Origin of the sequence: Mongoliimonas terrestris (assembly GCF_001927285.1) — a bacterium.
Taxonomy (GTDB): Bacteria; Pseudomonadota; Alphaproteobacteria; order Rhizobiales; family Pleomorphomonadaceae; genus Chthonobacter; species Chthonobacter terrestris.
In genome coordinates, this window is sequence record NZ_MSIG01000001.1 from 476693 (window position 1) to 500045 (window position 23353).

Annotated in this window: 21 protein-coding genes and 1 tRNA gene; 10 read left to right on the plus strand and 12 right to left on the minus strand. The window is 68.7% G+C overall.

The features are described from left to right. Window positions 1-12: 12 nt before the first annotated feature. The 4 genes from BUQ68_RS02015 to BUQ68_RS02030 form a co-directional block, all read right to left on the minus strand. Complete coding sequence (locus tag BUQ68_RS02015; RefSeq protein WP_075214239.1) at window positions 13-231, minus strand: hypothetical protein; 219 nt, start codon at window positions 229-231, stop codon at window positions 13-15. A 152-nt stretch (window positions 232-383) separates the two neighbouring features. Beyond that, window positions 384-2651 (minus strand): beta-glucosidase BglX, encoded by a 2268-nt coding sequence (bglX, locus tag BUQ68_RS02020; RefSeq protein WP_075214240.1) that lies wholly within the window; start codon window positions 2649-2651, stop codon window positions 384-386. 31 nt (window positions 2652-2682) lie between these two features. After that, complete coding sequence (locus BUQ68_RS02025; protein ID WP_075214241.1) at window positions 2683-4113, minus strand: amidase; 1431 nt, start codon at window positions 4111-4113, stop codon at window positions 2683-2685. A gap of 263 nt (window positions 4114-4376) precedes the next feature. Continuing rightward, the gene (locus tag BUQ68_RS02030; protein WP_075214242.1) at window positions 4377-4835 is read right to left on the minus strand and encodes a Ros/MucR family transcriptional regulator; all 459 of its coding nucleotides are present in this window, start codon (window positions 4833-4835) and stop codon (window positions 4377-4379) included. 571 nt (window positions 4836-5406) lie between these two features. Here BUQ68_RS02030 and BUQ68_RS02035 point away from each other — a divergent pair. The 4 genes from BUQ68_RS02035 (at window position 5407) to BUQ68_RS02050 (ending at window position 9706) form a co-directional block, all read left to right on the plus strand. Continuing rightward, the gene (locus tag BUQ68_RS02035; RefSeq protein ID WP_175577707.1) at window positions 5407-6483 is read left to right on the plus strand and encodes a putative urea ABC transporter substrate-binding protein; all 1077 of its coding nucleotides are present in this window, start codon (window positions 5407-5409) and stop codon (window positions 6481-6483) included. Window positions 6484-6635: 152 nt separating this feature from the next. Then, window positions 6636-7937 carry an NtaA/DmoA family FMN-dependent monooxygenase gene (locus BUQ68_RS02040; RefSeq protein WP_075214243.1) on the plus strand — a complete coding sequence of 434 codons (1302 nt, stop codon included), beginning with the start codon at window positions 6636-6638 and terminating at the stop codon, window positions 7935-7937. A gap of 149 nt (window positions 7938-8086) precedes the next feature. Beyond that, the gene (locus BUQ68_RS02045) at window positions 8087-8905 is read left to right on the plus strand and encodes an ABC transporter permease (RefSeq protein ID WP_075214244.1); all 819 of its coding nucleotides are present in this window, start codon (window positions 8087-8089) and stop codon (window positions 8903-8905) included. Between the two features lie 153 nt (window positions 8906-9058). After that, window positions 9059-9706: a TetR/AcrR family transcriptional regulator gene (locus tag BUQ68_RS02050; protein WP_075214245.1), complete on the plus strand. Its 648-nt coding sequence runs from the start codon at window positions 9059-9061 to the stop codon at window positions 9704-9706. Window positions 9707-9722: 16 nt separating this feature from the next. On the opposite strand, the gene BUQ68_RS02055 is transcribed toward BUQ68_RS02050, so the two are convergent. Beyond that, complete coding sequence (locus tag BUQ68_RS02055; RefSeq protein ID WP_075214246.1) at window positions 9723-11114, minus strand: HD-GYP domain-containing protein; 1392 nt, start codon at window positions 11112-11114, stop codon at window positions 9723-9725. 341 nt (window positions 11115-11455) lie between these two features. On the opposite strand from BUQ68_RS02055, the gene BUQ68_RS02060 reads away from it, so the two are divergent. After that, a tRNA-Arg gene (locus tag BUQ68_RS02060) sits at window positions 11456-11532 on the plus strand. Between the two features lie 225 nt (window positions 11533-11757). Here BUQ68_RS02060 and BUQ68_RS02065 read toward each other — a convergent pair. Together BUQ68_RS02065 and BUQ68_RS02070 are read right to left on the minus strand one after the other, a co-directional pair. Continuing rightward, window positions 11758-12537 carry an SDR family oxidoreductase gene (locus BUQ68_RS02065; RefSeq protein WP_075214247.1) on the minus strand — a complete coding sequence of 260 codons (780 nt, stop codon included), beginning with the start codon at window positions 12535-12537 and terminating at the stop codon, window positions 11758-11760. Beyond that, window positions 12537-12857 carry a nuclear transport factor 2 family protein gene (locus BUQ68_RS02070; RefSeq protein WP_075214248.1) on the minus strand — a complete coding sequence of 107 codons (321 nt, stop codon included), beginning with the start codon at window positions 12855-12857 and terminating at the stop codon, window positions 12537-12539. Before BUQ68_RS02070 ends, BUQ68_RS02065 begins: the two co-directional genes overlap by 1 nt. A gap of 103 nt (window positions 12858-12960) precedes the next feature. On the opposite strand from BUQ68_RS02070, the gene BUQ68_RS02075 reads away from it, so the two are divergent. Further along, window positions 12961-13863, plus strand: a complete 903-nt coding sequence (locus BUQ68_RS02075) for a LysR family transcriptional regulator (protein ID WP_075214249.1) — start codon at window positions 12961-12963, stop codon at window positions 13861-13863. Between the two features lie 247 nt (window positions 13864-14110). Beyond that, window positions 14111-14731 carry a YdeI/OmpD-associated family protein gene (locus BUQ68_RS02080; protein ID WP_075214250.1) on the plus strand — a complete coding sequence of 207 codons (621 nt, stop codon included), beginning with the start codon at window positions 14111-14113 and terminating at the stop codon, window positions 14729-14731. Window positions 14732-14939: 208 nt separating this feature from the next. On the opposite strand, the gene BUQ68_RS02085 is transcribed toward BUQ68_RS02080, so the two are convergent. Then, complete coding sequence (locus BUQ68_RS02085) at window positions 14940-17336, minus strand: transketolase (protein WP_075214251.1); 2397 nt, start codon at window positions 17334-17336, stop codon at window positions 14940-14942. Between the two features lie 80 nt (window positions 17337-17416). Continuing rightward, on the minus strand, window positions 17417-18436 hold the full coding sequence (locus BUQ68_RS02090; protein ID WP_075214252.1) for a 1-aminocyclopropane-1-carboxylate deaminase: 1020 nt from the start codon (window positions 18434-18436) through the stop codon (window positions 17417-17419). A 141-nt stretch (window positions 18437-18577) separates the two neighbouring features. Between BUQ68_RS02090 and BUQ68_RS02095 the strand changes: the two genes are divergently transcribed. Continuing rightward, a complete protein-coding gene (locus tag BUQ68_RS02095; RefSeq protein WP_075214253.1) occupies window positions 18578-19054 on the plus strand; it encodes an Lrp/AsnC family transcriptional regulator in 477 nt (158 codons plus the stop codon). 45 nt (window positions 19055-19099) lie between these two features. Here BUQ68_RS02095 and BUQ68_RS02100 read toward each other — a convergent pair whose 3' ends face one another. Then, complete coding sequence (locus BUQ68_RS02100; protein WP_075214254.1) at window positions 19100-19885, minus strand: alpha/beta fold hydrolase; 786 nt, start codon at window positions 19883-19885, stop codon at window positions 19100-19102. A 522-nt stretch (window positions 19886-20407) separates the two neighbouring features. Continuing rightward, complete coding sequence (locus BUQ68_RS02105; RefSeq protein WP_075214255.1) at window positions 20408-21016, minus strand: TetR/AcrR family transcriptional regulator; 609 nt, start codon at window positions 21014-21016, stop codon at window positions 20408-20410. Between the two features lie 169 nt (window positions 21017-21185). Here BUQ68_RS02105 and BUQ68_RS02110 point away from each other — a divergent pair, with 169 nt between their 5' ends. After that, window positions 21186-21581, plus strand: coding sequence for a RidA family protein (locus BUQ68_RS02110; RefSeq protein WP_075214256.1), 396 nt, complete (start codon window positions 21186-21188; stop codon window positions 21579-21581). 52 nt (window positions 21582-21633) lie between these two features. On the opposite strand, the gene BUQ68_RS02115 is transcribed toward BUQ68_RS02110, so the two are convergent. After that, on the minus strand, window positions 21634-22386 hold the full coding sequence (locus BUQ68_RS02115) for a TerC family protein (protein WP_075214257.1): 753 nt from the start codon (window positions 22384-22386) through the stop codon (window positions 21634-21636). Window positions 22387-22672: 286 nt separating this feature from the next. Between BUQ68_RS02115 and BUQ68_RS02120 the strand changes: the two genes are divergently transcribed. Beyond that, complete coding sequence (locus BUQ68_RS02120) at window positions 22673-23242, plus strand: hypothetical protein (RefSeq protein WP_139315124.1); 570 nt, start codon at window positions 22673-22675, stop codon at window positions 23240-23242. The last annotated feature ends 111 nt before the right edge of the window (window positions 23243-23353 follow it).

The window sequence follows — 23353 nt, forward strand, 5'->3', positions numbered from 1 at the left end:
CGATGCGTCCGTTCAGAGCAGCGGGTCGCGGTAGTAGACGGCCGGCCGGTCGTCGTCCGGGCTGACGGGGATCGACACCGTGGGGCAGTCGCTGCCGTCGCCGTCGGCGAGCAGCCAGACCATGGCGCTGAGGCGCGCCGGCCCCATCGTCCAGGTGGTGGCCGTGGTGGAGGCGCGTCGGACAGGCCGGCGCGGAGCGCGCGCCGCATAGAAGCCGCAGGAGAACATCATCCATCCCTCTTCGTCTCTGGACCAGCCCGCGGACGCCGGAAGGCGCGCCCGCAAGGGCCGATGAGGAGGGGACGGTCGCCCATCGGCGCGCCGGCGACTGTGACGAAACGCACAAGGAGCGGTCGAAAGGGGCCGGGCCGAGGCGGCGGGGATCAGAGCCCGCGCACGGGTCCGGGGAGGGGCTCCACAACCACCGTGACGCCATGGAGCGCCCGGCTGTGCGGCCCGACCAGGAGACGGTAGGGCCCGGGCGCCACCCATTCGGCCGCATCGCCCACGGTCTCCGCCGCCGAGGCCGCGAAATCCGCGTGGGAGAGGCGAAAGCGCGCCACCGCCTCGGCCTCGCGCCGAAGCTGGAGCTTGACGAACCGCCGGAGGATCAGCCGCGGGCGGGCGATCGGCCCCGGCGGCGGCGAGAGATAGAGCTGCACCACCTCCCGGCCGGCGCGCGGCCCCACGTTGCGCACCGCCACGCTCACCTCCACGCTCTCCCCCGGCCGCAGCACCGCCCGGTCCGCGCGGGCGGGCCCATAGGCGAAGCGGGTGTAGGAGAGACCGAAGCCGAACGGGAAGAGGCCGTCGTCGTGGGGAACCCGGTCGGGCATGTCCACATAGCCGGTGCGGAATTTCTCGAACCGGTCGCGGAAGGGTCGGCCGGTCGGCGGCTCCCCGTAGGCGACCGTGATCTGGCCCTCGTGGAAGGGGAAGGTCGCCGGCAGACGGCCGGCCGGCTCGGCCTCGCCGAAGAGCACGTCCGCAAGGCCGTTGCCGGCCTCGGTGCCTGGAAACCAGGCGACCAGCAGCGCGTCGGCGAGTCCGGCCTCCTCCACCAGCACCAGCGGGCGGCCAGTCAGCACCACCACGGCCAGCGGCCGGCCGCTCGCCTTCAAGGCGCGGAGCAGCCGCAGCTGCGGCGCCGGCAGGCGGAGGTCGAGGCGGGAGGCGCCCTCGCCCGAATAGTCCTTGGCCTCCCCCACCACCGCCACCACCACGTCGGCCCGCCGGGCCGCCGCCAGGGCCTCCTCCAGCAGCGCCTCCGCCGACCGCGGATCGTCCGGCACCGACTTCTCCTGGCCGTCGTGCACGTTGAGCCGGGCGGCGAGGACGGCGTCCTCCACCAGGTGGCAGCCCTTGGCGTGGATGAGGCGGCCTGTCCCCTGGAGCGCGCGCGCTATCCCGGCGCGGATCGTCACCACGTCGGACGGGCGGCTCGACACCGCCCAGGTGCCGCTCATGTTGACCCGATCGTCGGCGAGCGGGCCGATTAGCGCGACCGTCGATCGGGGCGACAGCGGCAGGAGACCGGCCCCGTTCGACAACAACACGCTACAATCGGCGACAGTCGCCCGCGCCACCCGCCGGTTCGCCCGGGTGACGAGGCGTTGTCCGGCCGGGTCCCGGTCGATGCGCCGGAACGGATCCTCGAGGAGGCCGAGCCGGGCCTTGGCCCGGAGCACACGCCGACAGGCCTGATCCACAAGGCCTTCTTCGATCTCGCCGGCCGCCACGGCGGCTTCCAGGGTGTCGAGGAAGAGCTCCGACACCATGTCGAGATCGATCCCGGCGCCAAGCGCCAGCCGCGCGGCGGCGGCGCCGTCGACCGCTACATGATGCGCTACAAGCTCGGCTACACCGGTATAATCGGCTACAAGTAATCCGTCGAACCCGAGCGTATCCCGAAGCCAGCCCGCGATCAGCCGCCGGTGCGCGTGCATCGGGATGCCGTTCAAGGCATGGAAAGCCGCCATCACGCTGCCGGCGCCGGCCGCCACCCCGGCGCGGAACGGCGGCAGGTAGACGTCGTGGAGCCGGGCCGGGCTCATGTCGGCGCCGGCATAGTCGCGCCCGCCGGCGGGGGCGCCATAGCCGGCGAAATGCTTCAGGCAGGCCATCACGGCGTCGGCCCGGGTCAGGTCATCTCGTTGAAATCCTTCGACCATTGCGGCCGCGTAGCGGCTCGCCAGATAGGGGTCTTCGCCGGGGCTTTCGGCGATCCGGCCCCAGCGCGGGTCGCGGCAGACGTCCACCATGGGGGCGTAGACCTGATCGATGCCGCAGGCGCTCGCCTCGTCGGCGGCGATCCGGGCGGTCCGGCGGATAAGGTCCGGGTCGAAGCTTGCCGCAAGGCCAATGGGCAGGGGAAAGATCGTCCGGTGGCCATGGATGACGTCCTCGGCAAAAAGCAGAGGGATTCCAAGGCGAGACTGCAAGGCCAGGGTCTGGAACCCCCTGGCCGCCGCCACCGATTTCACCCCGAAGATGCTGCCGATCCGGCCGGTCCGCACCTTCTCGGCCACATCCGAATTGACCACGGCGCCGGTCAGCGTATCGCCGCCCGGCGTCACCAGGTTAAGCTGGCCGATCTTCTCGGCGAGCGTCATGCGGGCGAGAAGGGCGTCGATGGCTGCCGCGTCCGCCATGCCGGGATCCGCCAAGTCGTTGAAAACGCAATCAGACCAGCGGGCGCCGGTCCGGCTGGAGCCAGGGGCGGGCGGCCTCGAAGGCAAGGCCGATCTCGAAAACCGACACGTCGTCGAAGGTCCGGCCGACGATCTGGATGCCGGTCGGCACCCCGTTCGGGTGGAAGCCGCTCGGCACCGCCAGCACCGGGCAGCGGCTGAGGGTGTTGAACGGCGAAGTCATGCCCCATTCGTCGTCGGTCAGCATCCGCTCCGTGCCGTTCACCACCACCGGCACCCGGCCGGGCACGAAGTCCGCGGCGACGCTCGGCACCGAGAGGGTCGGGCAGACGAAGGCGTCGAACCGCTCCATGAGCGGGCCGAAGCTGGCGTACATCATGGATTCAGTCCGCTTGGAGGCGTGGTAGTCGGCCACCGTCGCCTTCAGGGCCATCTCAACATAATCAACGGCATAGTCGGTCATCAAGGCCCGGTCCGCCGCGAAGTTCGCCGCCATGGTGTTGCCCCAGCCGTGCGCGAAATGCTTCTCCGCCGCCCGGATGATGTCGGTGGTCCAGCCGAGGTCGACCTCTTCTAGCGTAGCGCCGAGGTCGCGCAGGAGCGACAGCGCATCGAGCGTCGCCGCCCGCACGCCCTCGTCCACCTCGTAGGCGCCAAGATCCATCGAATAGGCGATGCGCCGCCCCTTCAGCCCATCCGGCGCCGCGGTCGGCACAACCACGGTCTCGGCCACGGTGGCGATGTCCTCCGGATGCCGGCCGGAGACGACGTTCTGCATGATCGCCACGTCCGCCACCGTCCGGGCCATCACCCCATAATGCCCGTAGGTGTCGAGGTTCGACCCGCGCGGGGCCGGATTGCGGCCGTAGGGCGCCTTGTAGCCGACCACCCCGCAGGCGGACGCCGGGATGCGGATGGACCCGCCGATGTCGGACCCGGTCGCGAGCGTCGCCCCGCCGGTCGCCAGCACCACGCCGGACCCACCCGACGATCCGCCGGGCCCGAAGGCCGGATTCCAGGGATTCCGGGTGACGCCGTAGAGCCGCGAATGGGTGGCGCCGAGGATGCAGAACTCCGGCACCGTGGTCTTCATGTGGGGGATGGCGCCGGCGTCGACGAGCCGCTCGACCACTGGGGCACTCCGCTGGTCCACCCTGTCCTTGTGGAGCAGCGACCCGTTCGGCCGGCGGGTGCCGGCGAGCTTGTCGGCCTCCTTGACGGCGAGCGGCAGCCCTTCGAGCGGCCGCGTGGCGCCGCCCGACCGGTAAAGGGCGTCGGCGGCGGCCGCCGCCGCGCGGGCCGCGTCGTAATAGCGCTCCGCGATGGCGTTGACCGTGGGCTCCACCGCCTCGGCCCGCGCGATCACCGCCTCCATGAGATCGATCGGCGACAGGCTGCCGTCGCGGAACCGGCCAAGGGCCTCTGCGCCGGACAGATAGGCAAGCGCGACGAGATCGGTCATGGAAATGCTCCGGCTTCGGGCGGACCCGGTCGCGGGCCGCTCTGATCGCCCGCAGCATAGCAACCTTTGGGCCGTCGCGGGCCGGCGGCCACGAGGCGGGCCTCACCGCGGTCGACGCACCCACGCCCCTGGCCTTCACACCTCAAACCGGCCGAACGGGCGCGCCGCGGCCTTGAAGGGCGGTCGCCATGCCAGGGTTCGGCATGGAAAAGGGCGGGCCTTGGCCCGCCCTTTCGGCGTTTCGACAGTCGATGTCCGGCCGCTCAGGCGGCGGTCTTCTTGCGCCCGCGGGTGGCGGCCACCTTCGGCTCCGGCGCGCGCTTGCGCTGCTGGCCGAGGCCCATGCTCTTGGCGAGCTCCGACCGCGCCGCCGCATAGTTCGGCGCCACCATCGGATAATCGGCCGGCAGGTTCCACTTGGAGCGATATTCGTCGGGCGACAGATTGTAGTGCGTGCGCAGATGACGCTTGAGCGACTTGAACTTCTTGCCGTCTTCCAGGCACACGATGTAGTCGGGCGTGACGGACTTCTTGATGGAGACCGCGGGAGCGAGCGGCTGCGGTTCTGGTTCCACCTCTTTACGCCCCGCCTTCGACAGAGCCTGATAGACGCTGCCAATCAGACCGGTCAACTCGGAGACCGGTACTGAATTGTTGCTCACATAGGCTGCAACGATGTCGGCCGCCAGGGCGATCGACATGGAATTGGGCTCTTCCGTCATTATGGGGTGTCCGTAGCTATATTGCGCGCGAAGCAGGGCCTTCGAACAGCAATACAGCACGGAAGAGTAATTCGACAAGCCCGCGTCGAATTTTTTGTGATTGGCTAGACGCATCCGAATGTGGATGACCTCAGGTGGTTGATTGTTTTTTGGCGACGCGTGCCGAATTGGGCGGGAACCTTCCCTGTGGCGACCATTGTCCTCAGCGATTACGCCCCCGACACCCGGTCCGACGCGATCTGACAGGTGAATCGCGCAACGGTGCAGTCGGATCGCGGCGGGAGGTCGAAAACTCCAGTCTGCGTCAGGACCCGCCGGATCGAAACCGAAGCTCTCGCTGCCTCATGTATTCGCAATTGAGCGAATACTCGGCAAAGAAGCGATTTTCGCCCGTGCCCCGTCCGAAGTCTCCATTTTTCGATTGCTCGTGTTCCTAAGCGAGTGCTTAATAAAATGACCTTGCCTCGGCCGACGTCGGACAGTAACCGGCGCCTGAGAGGTCATCCATATTTGCCGTCATGGCGCGTATCGCACGGCCATGGACTGCCGCTTTTCCTTCCAGGAGACCGGAATGCGCCTCATGTCTCGGATGTCGACTGCTTTGGCCGCCGCCGCCTTGCTGGTATCCTCGCTCATGACGGCGCCTGCCGCCGCCCAGCAGAAGGACTTCAAGATCGCGTTCGCCACCTACATTGGCTACGAGCCGCTGCGTTGGATGAACCACTCGGGCGTCCTGAAGAAGTGGGCCGACAAGTACGGCATCACGATCGAGGTCATGATCGTGAACGACTACGTGGCCGGCATGACCCAGTTCACCGCCGGCGAGATCGACGCCTACGCCACCACCAGCCTCGACGCATTGACCATGCCGGCGGCCGGTGGGGTGGAGACCTCCATCTTCCTGACCACCAGCTTCTCCGACGGCAACGACCAGATCATCTCCAAGACCGCCAAGACCATGAAGGATCTGGCGGGCCAGACCGTCTGGGTGATGCAGTTCACCATCCAGCACTATCTTCTCCAGCGCGCGCTTTCGATCAACGGCATGCCGCTCGATTCGATCACGGCAAGCAACCTCTCCGACGCGGACCAGTCGGCCGCCTATGTGGCCCGGCCGGAGATCGAGCATATCGTCACCTACAAGCCGGTGTCGCAGGCGATGATGGAGAGCGTGCCGTCCTCCACCGAGGTGTTCAACTCCGCCTCCATTCCGGAGGAGATCATGGACATCCTGATCGCCCGCACGGAGACGCTGGAAGCCTCGCCCGAGTTCGCCAAGGCGGTGACCGGCGCCTGGTACGAGACCATGGCTCTCCTGAAGGACCCGGCGAAGGCCGGCGAGGTGAAGACCTTCATGGCGAGCGCCCTTGCCACCGACCTGCCGGGCCTGGAAAGCCAGTTCGCCACCACGCGCTTCATGCTGCCGGCGGAGGCCCACACGGCGCTGACCAATGCCAAGCTGAAGGAGACGTTCACCTACATCCGTGACTTCGCCTTCGAGAGCGGCCTCTTCGGCCAGAGCGCCCGCACCATCGACGACATCGTCGGCACCAAGTTCGCCGACGGCAGCGTGCTCGGCGACGACGCCAACGTGATGCTCCACGTGGACGACCGCTTCACCAAGATGGCGATGGACGGCGCGCTCTAGGCTCCCCTCCGACCGACGCCCACCGGAACCGGCGAGGGCCGGGATGGACCGGCGGGCGCCACCGCCCCTCGTCCCTTCACGACGCGCGCACCGGCCCGCCTCCTGGCGGACCGCAACAATCTCCGACGTCTCAATCTCCAAGAGGATACGCCATGGCCAAGCCGTTTCACCTTGCCTGGTTCATGAACTTCTCCGTCGACGAATGGAACACGCCGTTCGCGTCCGGCGGAAAACCCTGGACCGGCCAGTTCTACATCGACATGGCCAAGAGCATGGAGCGGGCCTGCTTCGACTACATCATGATCGAAGACACGCTGATGATCTCCGATGCCTACGGCGGCTCGATGGAGGCCTACCTCAAGTATGCCCTGATGGGACCGAAGGGCGACCCGGCGCCGCTCGCGGCGCTGATCGCCAACCACACGTCCAAGATGGGCGTGGTGGCGACGCTCTCCACCATGGCCTACCCGCCCTTCATGCTCGCACGGCTCTGCGCCACCCTCGACAACATCGCCGAGGGCCGGTTCGGCTGGAACATCGTGACGAGCGGCGAGAACCACGCCGCCCAGAACTTCGGCATGGACGAACTGCCGCCGCGCCAGGCGCGCTACGACATGGCCGACGAGTATGTGCAGCTGGTCAAGCAGCTGTGGGGCAGCTGGGAGCCCGGCGCCGTGGTGCTGGACCGCGAGACCGACACCTACGCGGACTACACCAAGGTCAAGCCGATCAACTTCGAGGGCAAGTATTTCAAGTCGCGCGGTCCGCTCAACTGCGTGCCGCCGGTGCAGGGCCGGCCGGCCTTCGTGCAGGCGGGCGGCTCGCCCCGCGGCCGGCAGTTCGCCGCCGAGACCGCCGACTCCATCATCGCCGCGGCGAGCGGCGTGGAGGCCATGAAGGAGTACCGCGACGACATCCGCAAGCGCGCGGCCGCCTCCGGCCGCGACCCGGACGAGGTGAAGGTCTTCTTCATCGTGCAGCCCATCCTCGGCGAGACAGACGCGGAGGCGAAGGAGAAGTTCGACCGCTACGTGGGCTCGCCCTCCTACATCGCCAAGACGCTGTCGGTGATCGCCTCGGTGACCGACATCGACTTCTCCCAGTTCGACCTCGACAAGGAATTGCCGCCGCTCACCACCAACGGCGAGCAGGGCTCCCTCAATGCCTTCGCCCAGTGGGGCAGCGGCAAGACGTTGCGCCAACTGACGATCGAGAACGCCACCTGGGGCCTTGAAGGCGTGGTCGGCACGCCGGAGACCGTGGCGGACCGCATGGCCGGCGTGATGGAGGAGGTGGGCGGCGACGGTTTCCTGATCACCTCGCCCTTCCAGCGCGTCAGCCGGCAATACATCAACGAGGTCTGCGAGGGCCTTGTCCCCGCCCTGCAGCGCCGCGGCGTGACGCGCACCGCCTACACCAAGTCGACCCTCCGCGACACGCTGAAGGAGTTCTGACCGGCGAAGGCCACGGTCGCCGGTGCGCCCGGCGGCCGTGGCCCGGTTCATGCAAAGTCACCGAACGTGCAGAGCCAACGGCACGGACGGGGTTCCGGCCGGCGTGCGGTTCGGAACCCGCACGGGGTCCGTCGGGGTAAGGAGAACGCATGCGGCGCATCATCAACCACCACCCGAGCCGGGCCGGTGCCGTCGTGGCCGGGATCGTTCCGATCGTGGTCATGCTCGCGCTCTACTTCTCCGCCTCGGCCGAGCGGCTGGCGGAGAATCCGCGCGACAAGCTGATGCCGGGCCTTTCCCAGATCTGGGACGCCATCCTGCTGATGGCCGTGCAGGTGGATGTGGCGACCGGACAGATCCTCCTCTGGTCCGACACGCTGGTCAGCCTCGGGCGGCTCCTGTCCAGCATGGCCATCTCCACCGCCATCGGCCTGGTGGTCGGCGTGCTCGTCGGCTTCATCCCGCACCTGAGGGCGGCCTTCTCGCCGCTTCTCAGCATCCTGTCGCTCATCCCGCCGCTCGCCATCCTGCCCATCCTCTTCATCGTGTTCGGGCTCGGCGAGGTCTCCAAGGTGGTGCTGATCGTGATCGGCATCGCGCCCTATCTGGTCCGCGACGTGGCGCTCCAGGTGGTCCAGATCCCGCGCGAGCAGATCATCAAGGCGCAGACCCTCGGGGCCTCCACCTGGCACATGATCATGCACGTGGTGGTGCCCCAGGTGATGCCGCGGCTCCTGGCCTCGCTGCGCCTGTCGCTCGGGGGCGGCTGGCTCTTCCTCATCTCGGCGGAGGCCATCGCCAGCGACAGCGGGCTCGGCTACCGGCTGTTCCTGGTGCGGCGGTATCTCGCCATGGACATCATCCTGACCTATGTGGCCTGGATCACCCTGCTGGCCTTCCTGGCGGACTATGGGCTGAAATACCTGACCGCCCGGTGGTATCCCTGGTCGACCCAGACCGAGGGTTGACCGCGACGCGGCGGGATGTGGAGATCTCCGCCCCCGCCGCATTCGGCCGGCGCCGGACCCGACGAGCAGGAAACGATCGTGGCTGATCCTTCGCGTGCCTCCCCTCTTCGCAAGCCGCCCGCCGGACCGCCGGATCCGGCGGAGCCCATCTCCTTGCGAAAGCCGCGTGGCCGCAAGCCGAAGCCCTCGGAGGGCAGCGACCCCGGACCGCCGTCCACCAGCGCCGCCGCCATTCTGGACGCCGCGCTCGGGCTGATCGCGTCGCGGACCTATTCCACCGTGACCGTGAAGGACATCGCCGCGGCGGCCGACGTCAACGTGGCGCTGATCTACTACTACTACGCCAGCAAGGAGAACCTCTTCCTCTCCATTCTCAACGCCATGCTGGGGCAGGCTGCCGATCGGTTCCGCGGCCTGACCGCGGAGGGCATCGCCCCCGACCGGGCGCTGGCGCTCTGGGCGGACGTGCACGCGGACCAGTTCGTCAACATCCAGCGCTTCCTGAAGCTTTGCCTCGACTATGCCAACAGCCTGGAGCGCACCCCCGTGGTGGACCGAGTGATCAACGGCTACTACGAGCACGAGGAGAGCATCCTGCGCTCCATCATCCAGGCGGGGATCCAGCAGGGTGTGTTCCGCAAGGTGGACGTCTACCAGGCGGTTCGGCTGGCCTCCGCCATGATCGACGGCATCCTGATCCGCCAAGTGGTAACGCCGGGCGGCGACCCGCGCCGCGAGATCGCGGCCGCCTACCGTTTCCTTCTCGACCACCTGACCCGACCGGACGACGCCAACGGTTGAACGGCCGCGTGCGGCGTCAGGCGGCGACCGGCGCACCGTCGGCGCGCGCGAGCGCGGCCTCCAGGGCGGCAAAGCACGCCGGGTCGATGGCCATGCCCACGTCGGCGCGCATGATCGAAAGGGCGGCGGACACCGGCATGGCGGCGCGGTAGGGCCGGTCGGCGGTGAGGGCGTCGAAAATGTCCGCCACCATCAGGATGCGGCTCTCCAGGCTGATCGCCGTGCCGGCAAGGCCCTTCGGATAGCCCGTTCCGTCCAGCCGCTCGTGGTGGGCCGCGGCCACGTCGGCCATGTCCCGGAACGCGCCGATCCGGCCGAGTATGGCCTCCGTCAGCGCCGCGTGCCGCTTCAGCGCCGCCCATTCATCCGCGTCGGGGCGCCCCGGCTTATCCAGGATGCTGTTGCTGACGCCGAGCTTGCCGATGTCGTGCAGAAGCGCGGCGCGCCGCAGCCAGCGCCGGTGGGCCGTGCCGAGCCCGAGCGCCTCGCCCACAAGGTCGGCGAATACGGCCACGCGCCGGCTGTGGCCGTGGGTAAAGGGGCTCTTGCTGTCGATGACCTCGGCGAAGGCATCGGCGATGTCGTCCAGATAGGCCTCGTCCACCACCCGCACGGCGGTGACGGGGGCGAGCGCCCTGACCCGGCGCTCGATGTCCGGCGCGTCGAGTGCTTCGAAGAAGCCCGTGTCCACCGCCACCGCGCAGGCGGCATCCACCACGGCGGGATCGAACCAGGTGCCGCGCCGGGCCTTTATCTCCCGCAAGGCCGCTTCCGGCCCGGCGCTCACCCGGAACACGTCCACCACCTGGGCGAGGAGCGCGATGCGCGCGGTGATCGGAATGGCGTCGCCGGCCAGACCGTCCGGCCGTCCGGCGCCGTTCCAGTGTTCGTCGAGCGCCTGGATGCCCGCCGCCACCGCTTCGGAGAAGTGCATCTGTCGGGCGATCTTGGCACCGCGCTGGCAGCGGGTCTCGATCAGCTCGCGGGCGATCTCGCCGCCGTTCTGCAGGATGGTCACGATGGCCCGGAATCGTTGGGCGAGGCTGACCGACAGGCCGGTGTGGTTGATCACGAAGCGCAGCGCCGCCGGCAGACTGCCGTCGATGGTCTTGAAGTCCCGCTTGAAGGCAAGATCGTCGGTCAGGTAGAGCGTGCAGATCCGCGCCGCGTTGCTGCTGCAGCCAAGGTCCTTCAGGATGAGCGTGTAGTAGAGATCGCCGAGCGTGCGCTGGTCCAGACCGAGGGCGCGGCCGACGTGCATGCCGATCCAGCAGACCCGGACGCAGTGGCCCGGCGGCTGACCTTCCGTCAGGTCGAGGGCGTGGCTGAGCGCGGCGAGCAGTTCCGCAAGGTCGACCGCGATTGCGCCGGCTGCCGCTTCGCGCTCCAGGAACCGGGATGTGGACATCGGGCACCATCTGCTTCGCCGCGCGCACCATCCATCGCGCGCCGCACCGATCACGCCAGACCATCGGTAAAGGTTCGGTTCCGATCGGGAACGAACGCGGGGCGGGAACCCCACGTCGCGCCGAAACGCCGCCCCGCCGGCGCGTTCGACTGCTGGGCGGACCGCCTGCGGCCCGGCGGCACCCCGCCGCCCCGTCCGCCATCGTCGTTCACGGGCCACCACCACCCGGCCCCGGCCGATCCGGCTTCGATCATCACCGTCCCGTAGACTTCCCCCTTTGCGATCCGTCCAAGACGCGTTATACGGAACCCATCCGCCGATGCGCCCCATCGGTCCGCGCTGCACCCGTAGCTCAGCTGGATAGAGTGCTGCCCTCCGAAGGCAGAGGTCACAGGTTCGAATCCTGTCGGGTGCGCCAAATTCCGATGACTTAGCAGAACCGTCCGCCTCCGAACGCATAACGGCCGATGGAGGCTATGCCCTCATTGTTCCCGTCTCGCGTTCCGCTGCGCGTTCGGCGACAGGCGCAGGCGGAAAGGCCCTGGCGCGCCCGCCTCACACGCACCTCGGCGGTGTTCCTGAGGACGGCGGTTTGTGCGCGCGGGGCACTTTCGGTGCCCGCGCCGCGGTCCCGGCCGGTGGCTCACACGGTCGGAACGGTGCCGCCGTCGATGACGTGCTCGGTCCCGGTGATTGAGGCGGCGAGGTCGGAGGCCAGGAAGGCGATCAGGTTCGCCACCTCCTCCGGCTTCGACGGGCGGCCGAGCGGGATGCCGCCGAGAGCGTCCATGATGATCTGCTTGCCGCCCGCAACATCGGTTCCGGCTTCCGCGGCAAGCCGTTCGGCCAGCTTCACGGACGCTTCGGTCTCGATCCAGCCGGGAGCCACACGCACCACCCGGACGCCCCTGGGCGAGACCTCCTTGGAGAGGCTCTTGCTGTAGGCGGACAGCGCGGCCTTTGCCGCCGCGTAGGCGGTCGTCGCCTCCGGCAGCGGCAGGAGGCGCTGGATGGACGTCACGTGGACGACCACGCCGCCGCCCTTTGCGACCATGTCGGGCAGCAGCGTCCGGTCGAGCCGAACGGCCGGGAAGAGGTTGAGGTCGAGTTCGGCCCGCCAGACGTCCTCCGTCAGGGCGGCGAAGCCGCCGGCGGGGGCGGACGATCCGCCCAGCATGTGGACGACGATGTCGACGCCGCCGAGTTCCGCGCGAACCGCCTCGGCGACGGCAGCGCAGCCCTCCGCCGTGGTCAGGTCGGCGGCGACGAAGCCCTGCTCGGCGACGCCTTCGGGCCGCGACCGCGCAGTCGTCAGCACACGGGCCCCGAGATCCCGGAAGAGACGAACCGTCGCCGCGCCCGCCCCCCGCGTGCCGGAGGTGACGAGGGCGCGCTTTCCGTCAAGCGTCAGAAGCGGAGCCATCAGCCGATCCTCAGGTGGGTGATGTGGTCGCCGTCGAGCGTGAAGGCAAAGCCGAGCATCGCCGGGCTGGTCGGGAAGTCGCCGCGTACCGTTGCGCGAACATGGACCCGGTCCCCTTGCCGTTCGGCCGTCACCGGTTCGGCGACGTGGCGGTACTTCGCCTTGGCGGCCAGCCACCAGGCGCAAATCGCCTCCCGCCCGTGGTGCCGGGCTCCCTCGTCCTCCACGACAGCGTCGGCCGCAAAGGCGCGCACGATCGTGTCGGGGTCCGCGCCCGCGTCGGCATGAAAATAGGCTTGAACGGCATTCGGAAGGTCCATGGGTCCGCTCCATCGGAAGAGGTCGTGCCTGATTGATTTGGCGGTGAACGCCCGGTCCGATAAGCAGGATAAAGGTGCACGTGGCATCCTGGATTCAAGGACAATGCGAAAGCCCGCCCTGAAGGACATCGAAGCCGCCCTTGCCGTCGCGCGGCGGGGCTCGTTCCGTGCGGCCGCCCTGGACCTCGGCATGTCCACCACAGCCCTCAGCAGCGCGGTCGCGAAGCTGGAAGCGAGCCTTGGCGTGCAGCTGTTCAACCGGACCACGCGCAGCGTCTCCCTCACGGAGGCGGGGCGGGCCTTCGTCGAACGAGCCACGCCGGCCCTCAAGGACATCGAGGACGCGATGGCGGCGGCGCGCGCCAAGCAGGCGGAGCCGGCCGGGACGCTGCGCATCAACGCCTTCGCCAGCGCGGCGCGCGACGTGCTGGCGCCTCTCGTCTTCGCCTTCCTGCGCCGCTGGCCGCGCGTTGCGGTGGATATCGTCACGGAGGAACGGCTGGTGGACATCGTCGCCGAGGGTTTCGATCTCGGCCTTCGGTCGGCCGACCTCGTGCCCGTGGACATGATCGCGATCCCCGTCGGAGCGCCGCGGCGGCACGCCGTGGTGGGGGCGCCGGCCTATTTCGAGCGCCATGGCCGGCCACGCGTGCCGACGGACCTGTTGCGGCACGCCTGCATCCGTGTCCGACTGCCGAACGGAGCGCTGTTCCGGTGGCCGTTCGAAAAGGACGGCGAGGCCGCCCTGGTGGATGTTGCCGGCCCGATCACCCTCGACGAGGCGGGCCTCGCCCGCGCCGCGGCGGTCGAGGGCGTGGGGATCGGCTTTCTGATGGAAGAGGACGTCCGCGACGACCTGGCGACAGGGCGCCTGGAACGGGTGCTGGAGGACTGGACGCCCCCTCGGCCCCCGGTCTGCCTCTATTACCCCGGGCGGCGGAATCAATCGGCGGCCCTGAAGAGCTTCCTCGACCTCGCCCGGGCGAGCGGACCACGACGGGGGTAGGGACGGGGGTCGGCTCGTCCGGACCTTGCGATCGCCGCGCCTTCGCCGGAGACCACCGTGGCCGGGCGGGTGTATGTTGATTTCACAAGGCCAGGCGCGCGTGAGCGTCCACACCGGCGCATACGCCGTCGTTTGTCTCCCGACGATCCGTTATGGTTCGGGCGTTCCGGCGCACGTGAAGGTCGGACGAGACCGAGCTTCACGTGCCGGAAGAGAGATCCTTTATCGCCTGCGACACGAGCCCGGCATGATCACGGACATCGAGCAGTACTTCGTAAACGGGTGCGGGCGGTGCGACCGGTTTGCGACGCCGGACTGCTCCACCCGGCAATGGGCCAAGGGTCTCCTCGACCTTCGACGTCTCTGTCTTCAGGCGGGATTGGCCGAGACCGTGAAGTGGGGGCACCCGTGCTACAGGCACGCGGACCGGAACATCGCCATCATCGGCGCGTTCCGCGGCGACTTCCGCCTGAGCTTCTTCGATGCCGCGTTGATGACGGACAGAGAGGGCATTCTGGAGAGGCAGGGCCCGAACACGCGGTTTCCGGACATGGTGCGCTTCACCGACAATGCGCGCGTGGAGGCCATGGCACCGACGATCACGGACTATCTGAAGGAGGCGATGGGCTATGCGGAGGCAGGTCTTCGCCCGCCGAAGATCGAGACCGAGGTCACGCTGCCCGACGAACTCGTGGACGCCTTGGATGCTGACCCCGAGCTTGCCGAAGCCTTTCGACACCTGACCCCCGGACGGCAGCGAAGCTACGTCATCAGTCTGGCATCGGCGAAGACCTCCGCGACCCGCACGTCCCGGATCATGGCGTTCCGGGACAAGATCCTGGCCGGAAAAGGCGCCAACGAGCGATAGGCGCTGTTTCACGTGAAAACCGTGTGCGGCTTTGGCCGTCAGGCGCGACGGCGGAGCGGGTCCGGTCGGCATCCTGTGCGACTGAAACGGGTCGAGCCGCAGCGGCCTCGACCCGGCCGGCGCCGTCCGCATCGCGACGCGCGGACGTCCGAGCGCGCGGCGCGCATTTTTCGAACCGGGTGGCCGCAGCCCAGGGCCTGGCAGGCGCTCAGGCCGTTCGCGCGCCTCCCACAAGGCTTATCGTCGACCCGTATCCGCTGGAGAGCGCCAGCACCGATCGGGCGAGGGCCTCGCGGTCGAGGCCGAAGTGCCGGTAGAGGTCGCCGATGGTGCCGGTCTGGCCGAAATGCTCCACCCCGTGCGAGACGGTCCGGTGGCCGGCCACCGCGCCGAGCCAGGCGAGGGTCGCCGGATGGCCGTCGATGGCGGTGACGATCAGGCAGTCGCGCGGCAGGTCGCGGAAGAGCGTCTCGATATGGCTCCGTGCGTGGGGGTTGCCGCGGGCGCGGGCGCGCTGGGCGGCGGTCCAGCCGGCGTTCAGGCGGTCGGCGGAGGTGACGGCCAGCACGCCCACGTCGCGGCGGTGCTCGCCGATCAGCCCGGCGGCCGCGATCGCCTCGGGGGCGACCGCCCCCTGGTAGGCGATCACCGCGTCGCAATTCGGTCCCGGGCGACGGAGCCAGTAGGCGCCGTCGATGGCGCCCTGGCGGAATGCGTCGTCCACCCGCTTGCCCGGCTGTTCCAGCGGGTTGGTGGTCAGACGCAGATAGACCGAGCCGCCGGTCTCGTCGCGCAGCCACGTGCGTTCGCTCGGATCGCCGCCGCCGTCCCGCTGCAGATAGTCGAAGGCCCATTCCATGATCACCGCCAGTTCGTCGGCGAAGGCCGGCTCGAAGGCCGCCAGCCCGTCCTGCGACAGGCCGATCAGCGGCGTGCCGATGGACTGGTGGGCGCCGCCCTCCGGGGCGAGCGTCACCCCCGAAGGGGTGCCGACGATCATGAACCGGGCGTCCTGGTAGCAGGCGTAGTTGAGCGCATCGAGGCCGCGGGAGACGAAGGGATCGTAGACCGTCCCGATCGGAAACAGCCGCTTGCCGAACAGGCTGTGCGACAGGCCGGCGGCGCCGAGCAGCAGGAAGAGGTTCATCTCGGCGATGCCGAGTTCGATGTGCTGGCCCTCGGGCGTGAATTCCCACTTGGCGGTGGAGGGGATGCGATGGTCGATGAAGGCGTCGGCCTGCGCCGTGCGGGCGAACAGCTTGCGGCGGTTGACCCAGGGGCCGAGGCTGGTGGTGCCGGTCACGTCGGGCGACGTGGTGACGATCCTTGCGGCGAGCGCGCTGTCGGTCTTGGAGATCTCGTCCAGGATCTTGCCGAAGGCGGCCTGGGTGGAGATCTCCCGGTCGGTTTCAAAGGCGATCGGCGGCACCTGGACCTTGCTGTCGGAATAGCGCCGGGGCCCCTTGGCGAAGAAGGGCACGCGGGCGAGGAAGGCGCGCAGGCCCGCCTCGTCCTCGACGGCGGCGAAGGGCTCCCACTCCTTGCCCGGCGCCACGCCCATGTGGCGCTGCCAGGCCGCGAACTGGGTCGGATTCATCAGCCCGCCGTGGTTGTCCTTGTGGCCGGCGATGGGGGTTCCCCACCCCTTGATGGTGTAGGCGAGGAAGCAGACCGGCCGGTCGTGGTCGACGGCCGCGAAGGCGTCCGCCATGGTCGTCACGCAGTTGCCGCCGAGGTTTTCCATGAGCGCGGCGAGCTCCGCGTCGGTGCGCCGGTCGATCAGGGCCGACACGGCACCCTGGTCGCCGAGGTCCTCCATCAGGCGTTTGCGCCAGACCGCGCCGCCCATGAAGGTGAGGGCGGAATAGTCCTGGTTGGGACAGCGGTCGATCCAGTCACGCAGGGCCGTGCCGCCCGGCTCGTCGAAAGCGGCGCGTTGGAGGGCGCCGTACTTGACCCGCACCACGTCCCAGCCGAAGGCGTCGAAGATCTTCTCGACCCGGGCGAACAGACCCTCCCGGACGATGCCGTCCAGGGACTGCCGGTTGTAGTCGATGATCCACCAGCACTTGCGCAGGTCATTCTTCCAGCCTTCCTGCAGCGCCTCGTAGATGTTGCCCTCGTCGAGCTCGGCGTCGCCGACCAGCGCAACCATGCGGCCGAGCGGGATGTCCTCTCCCCAGGTCTTGGCGGCGATATAGTCCTGGACGAGCGACGCGAAGGCGGTGACCGCCACGCCGAGCCCGACCGAGCCGGTGGAGAAGTCGACGTCGTCGATGTCCTTGGTCCGAGACGGGTAGGACTGGGCGCCGCCGAGGCCGCGGAAGGCCTCCATCTTGGCGCGGGTCTGCTGCCCCATCAGGTACTGGATCGCGTGGAAGACCGGCGAGGCGTGCGGCTTGACCGCCACCCGGTCCTCCGGCCGCAGGGCCGAGAAGTAGAGCGCCGTCAGGATCGACACCATGGAGGCCGAGGACGCCTGGTGCCCACCGATCTTGATCCCGTCCACCTTGGGGCGGACGTGGTTGGCGTGATGGATCATCCAGTGCGACAGCCAGAGCAGCCGCTGTTCGATCGTCTTCAGGTGGGCGGTGTCGGTCGGCATGGCGGGCTCCGCGTCGGCTGCGGCCGGGTGTGGCCGCCGGTGCAACGGGCTGCACCGACGGCCCGAAAGCTACGTCAGGATCAGCCGTCTTTGTAGTGGTAGCTGTAGCCGTTGATCGCCGGCGTGCCGCCGAGGTGGGCGTAGAGCACGCGCGCGCCGTCCGGGAAGAAGCCCTTTTGGACGAGGTCGATCATCCCCTGCATCGACTTGCCCTCATAGACCGGGTCCGTGATCATCGCTTCCGTCCGGGCGGCAAGGCGGATGGCCGCGTTCGTCTCCTCCGACGGCACCCCATAGGCCGGATAGGCATAGTCGGGGTTGATGACGATCTCGTCGTCGCGGACGGCGCGCCCGAGCTCCACCAGCGCGGCGGCGTTGTCGACGATCTGGCGCACTTGCGCGCGGGTCTGGTCGGGCGTGCCGGACGCGTCGATACCGATCACCCGGTCGGCGCGATCCTGGGCCGCGAAGCCGACGATCATGCCCGCCTGGGTCGATCCGGTGACGACACAGACCACGATGTAGTCGAACCTGTAGCCGAGCGCCTTCTCCTGTGCGGCGACCTCCTCGGCAAAGCCTATGTAGCCGAGGGCGCCGTACCTGTGGACGCTGGCCCCAGCCGGGATGGCATAGGGGACGCCGCCCGCGTCCCTGACCGACTGGACCGCGTTCTCCCAGCTCTTGCGGATGCCGATGTCGAAGCCGTCGTCGACCAGCCGGGAATCCGCCCCCATCAGCCGGGTCATCAGGATGTTGCCCACCCGGTCGTAGACCGCGTCATAGTGGGGCACCCACTTCTCCTGCACCACCACGCACTTCATGCCGATCTTGGCCGCGGTCGCCGCCACCATGCGCGTGTGGTTCGACTGCACGCCGCCGATCGAGACCAGCGTGTCGGCGCCCGACGCGATGGCGTCCGGGACGATGTATTCCAGCTTGCGCAGCTTGTTGCCGCCCATGGCGAGTCCGGAATTGCAGTCGTCGCGCTTGGCGTAGATCTGGACCTTGCCGCCGAGTGCCGCAGTCAGTCGCGGCAGGTGCTCGATGGGCGTCGGCCCGAAGGTGAGTGGGTAGCGCTCGAATTTGGCCAGCAGTGACATGCGGTCGTATCCCTCTTTTTGTAATGACTTCAGCGTAGCAGCGGCACTGCAATATGGGCTTTCAAAATGGTGCCTGAACTCGATTGAAGCTTCGGCAAGCGGGCGGTAACGTCGAGATTACCAGTCACCGTGGAGCCCAATATGAAAGAATCTTCCACCTACGAATTGGACCGCATTGATCGGAGTATGCTGCGGGCGTTGCAGAAGGATGGGCGCCTCGCCAACGCCGATCTCGCCAAGATGGTCAATGTCAGCGCCGCCACTTGCCACCGCCGCACGCAGCGCCTGTTCGAGGAGGGCTTTATCGCGTCCGTCCGCGCGCAGGTCGCTCCCGCGGCCGTGGGGCTGGGCGCCCTCGTCATGGTGGGCGTGGTGCTGGACCGCTCCACGCCCGAGAGCTTCGCCGAGTTCGAGAAGGCGGTGGGCGCCATGAAGGAGGTGCTGGACTGCAACCTCGTCGCCGGGGACTTCGACTACCTCTTGAAGATCCGGGTCCGCGACACTGCCGGATTCAGTCTGCTGCACGGGCGGCAGTTGATCACGCTGCCCGGTGTCCGCCAGATCCGGACCTTCTTCGTCCTGAAGGAGGTCAAGGACAACGCCCCCCTCCCGATCTGAGGCGGGAGGCGTCGGCAGCTTTCGCTCTCGATGCCGCCCGTGCGGTCAGCGGGCGCCGACCTCTCGCGCCGCTTCGTCGATGGCGTCCGCCACCGCCTGCGGCTGGGTCAGGAAGGGCACGTGGCTGGCGGGCACTTCGACGATCGAAGCCCCGATCCGCTCGGCCGTGTGGCGGAGAAGCTTCGGATCGATGGCCTTGTCCTCGGTGGCGATCACCGCCCAGCTGGGCTTGTCCTTCCAGGCCGCGGCGCCGACCGGCTCGGCGAAGATGGCCATGTTGATGGGCACTTGGGAATCGCGGAGAAAGGCGGCATCCATGTCCGACGTGTCGCCAGCAAAGCCGATCTTGAACGTCTCCAGATTGACGAAGCCGAACCCGTCCTCGCCAGTCTCGATCACGAACTCCGGCGGCGGCGGGATCTCGGCGAACTGGTCGCCCGTGGATTCGCCCACGTCCGGCGCGAGGGCCGAGACATAGACGAGCCCTGCCACCTTGGGGTCCGCACCCGCCACGGTGATCACGGTCCCGCCATAGGAGTGGCCGACGAGGATCGTCGGGCCGTCCTGCCGGTCGAGGATGCGCCGGGTGGCGGCCACGTCGTCCGAGAGCGAGGTGAGCGGGTTCTGCACGATGCTGACGCGGTACCCGCGCTTGGTGAGAATGTCATAGACTCCGCGCCAGCCGGACCCGTCCGCAAAGGCGCCGTGCACGAGCACGACATTCCTGACGGCCTGATCCGGCGGGATGCTCTCCTGCGCCTGAGATCCGGTGACGGCGATGCCTGCCGCAGCGGCGGCAGCCGTCACGAGGGTGCTGATCCTGGTGGTCATGGTGCTGCTCCTATGTTGCGTCTGGTGTCCGAGAGGGGGGCCAGACAGGCGCTTCGGGGAGGCCGCATGCGCTTCCGACCCATTCCAAGCGTAGCCGGGAACCTCGGAGGGGTGCTTTCATAGTGAAGGGCCGAAACGGAAGGAAATCTAACCTCCAGGCAAAAAGGATGCCTACATGCATCATGAAAACGGCAGTATGCGGTAGATTCTTTCAACCATCATTCCGGTTTGGTCGGCTGCAGTGGGACCGGTCATGCCGCGATGGGGCTCATGACGAGCCAGCAAGGTATCGCTGCCGCTTGGCGAGCCGCTTATCACCAGCCTGTCGGACACCGTTGCGGGCCTTGCGGCGGAGGATCCGAAGACTTGGCGGCGGATCGAACAGGCCGTCGTCCGGCTGGTCCGCGGCGCCTACAGGACGGCCTGACCGAGCCGGGGATCGGGATCCGCCTCGCGGGCGATGCGGACCGGTCGCCGGTCTAGCGATGATGCGAAGGGGAAAGCCGCGTCCAAGCCGGGATCTCAGCCACGCCCGGAAGCACGCGGCTCCGCCAGGAGCCCCGATGCCAGCAGGCGGAACGCCTCGAGGGCCTTGGGCAGGCGCGCCTCGGGGCTGTCCGCGGCCGCCACCCAGAGCGCGGCGTTGAGGGCGGCGCCGCTGAGGAGCCGGGCGGCCGCTTCCGTGTCCACGGGCTTCAGCACGCCCGCGCCGACGAGCCGCTCCACCGTCCGCAGGGTCTCGGCCAGGCACGCGCTCTGGCTTGGCCACATGGACGGGTCCCCGAGCACCGCCGGCCCGTCGCGAAGAACGATCCGCTGCACCTCCGGGTCGAGCGCCATCTCGATATAGGCCGCGCCTTCGGAAAGGAGCGCGTCCCAGCCGCTGCCCGCACGGGCGCCGCTCGTCTTGGCGCGCGCCGCCATCTCGCCATCGATCTGGTTCACCACGGCGGCGAACAGACCGCGCTTGTCGCCGAAGCTGTGGTAGAGCGCGCCCCGAGTGAGCCCGGCGGCGGCCGTGAAGTCGTCCATGGAGGCATCGGCGAACCCCTTGTCCGCGAAGGCGATGCGCGCGGCGCGGAGGAGCCGGGCACGGTTCTCCTCCATGGTCTCTTTGCGGCTCTTGGCCATGGTGAAGGCCGACCTTTCGCCTACGGCACGTCTACGGATTGACATACGGAGCGTATGTCATAGGTTCGCATACGTCACGTATATCGAAACTCGTGGCGCCTTGTGAAGCCGAAAAGGCGGACGGCCATCACGCCGAGGCCCGACATCCCGCCAGCCAGGACACCCTCCCATGAGCAAACGCGACGCCGTCTTCCCCGAGCACCGGCATGCCCTCTACGAGGCGCACGGCTATTCCGCGGCGATCCGCTCCGGTGATCTCCTGTTCGTGTCGGGACAGGTCGGCAGCCTCCCGGACGGGAGCCCCGAGCCGGACTTCGGCCGCCAGGTCGAGCGCGCCTTCGACAACCTCGGCGCCACGCTCGCCGCCGCCGGCTGCGGCTTCGACGACATCGTCGATGTGACGTCCTTCCATACGGATCCGGAGGCGCAGCTTACAACCGTCATGGCCGTCAAGGCCCGGATCTTCGATCGGCCGCCCTATCCCGCCTGGACCGCCGTGGGTGTGACCTGGCTGGCCGGCTTCGCTTTCGAGATCAAGGTCGTCGCCCGGATCCCGCAGGCCTAGGCGGCGACTGGCGTCCGCGCAGGGACCTGCGGCCCGGCCGCCCCGGATGCGCTCATCGCGCACCCTCTCTGGTCTTCGCCCTGCGCCGGCGCGTCACCATGTTGAGCACCTCCACCAGGGCCGAGAAGGCCATGGCGCTGTAGATGTAGCCCTTCGGCACGTGGAAGCCGAAGCCTTCGGCGATCAGGGTCGTGCCGATCATCAGCAGGAAGCCGAGGGCGAGCATCACCACCGTGGGGTTCTTCTCGATGAAGTGCGCCAGCGGATCGGCGGCGATCAGCATCACGGTCACGGCCACCACCACGGCGATCACCATCACGGGCAGATGGTCGGTCATGCCGACCGCCGTGATGATGCTGTCGATCGAGAACACCAGGTCGAGGATCAGGATCTGCACGATGGCGGCGTTGAACGAGATGGAAGCGACGCCGCCGACCGGAGCCTCGTCCGCTTCGGTGTCCGGATCCACGTTGTGGTGGATCTCCCGGGTCGCCTTCCAGACCAGGAAGAGGCCGCCCGCGATCAGGATGAGGTCCTTCCACGAGAAGGGATGATCGAAGGCGGTGAAGATCGGCTCGGTGAGCTGGACGATGAAGGCGACCGTGCCGAGGAGGCCGAGCCGGAGGATGAGGGCAAGGCCGATGCCCACCCGGCGGGCGAGCGACCGCCGCTCCGGCGGCAGCTTGTTGGTCAGGATGGAGATGAAGATCAGGTTGTCGATGCCGAGCACCACCTCCATCACGATCAGCGTCGCCAGAGCCACCCAGACCGTCGGGTCCGCGGCAAGGTCCATCCATCCGTCCATGTGGTCTTCCCCGCTCCGGGCGATCCGACGGAGTGCCGCCTCGCCACGCTCGCCCCTCCTGAATGAGGAGGCCGAGGTCAAGGTTCCGACCGTCCGCCGTTTCCAAGAGCCGCCGCCGGGGACGGCTCCGCTACAGAGGCCGCCGTCCGGCCCTGCGGCGGCCGCAAGAACGGGGCCGGCGGCAGCCGGAACCCGGCCGGCGCTTCAGGGGTTCTCGGTCATGCTGCAGGGCAGCACGCGCCACCGGCTCAAGCCGGCCGGCACCGCTTTCGATCGGAGACTGATCATGCCCACGTCCAAGCCGCCCCGGATCCTGCTCGGACACGAGATCGATGCGTCCGCAACCGGCACCCCGGAAGGTGCCGCCGCCGCTGCCGAGGCTCGCCTGCCCGACGCGCTTCCGGACGGAGATACCGCCGCCGATCAGCGGCTGGCGCTGGTGGACCCGGCCGTGGCCTTCATGCCCGCGCTGTCGGCCACGGATGGCGTCCGCGACCACATCGCCCCGGACCTCCCCGCCGCCCCCCTGCCGGATAGGGTGCCCGAGCCTGCCGCCGTGACGCCGGGCGCTCCGGCCTTCGCCAGCGCCCTGCCGGGCTTCGGCGGACCCTTGGCGATGGGCGAAGCGGGCCGGCTTTGGGGCGCCTTCGCCTATCGGCAGATGGCCCGGGCCCTGGAGGGCATCGTGGAAGGGACCCGCTGCCGCACGCCCGGCGACGTAATGGGGCTACACCAGCGCCTGATTCAGGAGACGCTGCAGGACTGCACCACGTTCGGGATCGATCTCGCGACCGTTCCGATGCGGTCGATGACGGCGCCGACCACCGTCTGCGCGCCGGTCCCGTCGGCCGCCTGACGGATCGGCTGCCGCCTCGGCGGGCTCCGGATCGTCCTCTCGTGTCGCTGCCGGAGCCGGCGGCGACCCATGCGGTGCCGGGATCGGCGCGCGCGCCCCCGCATGGCGGGG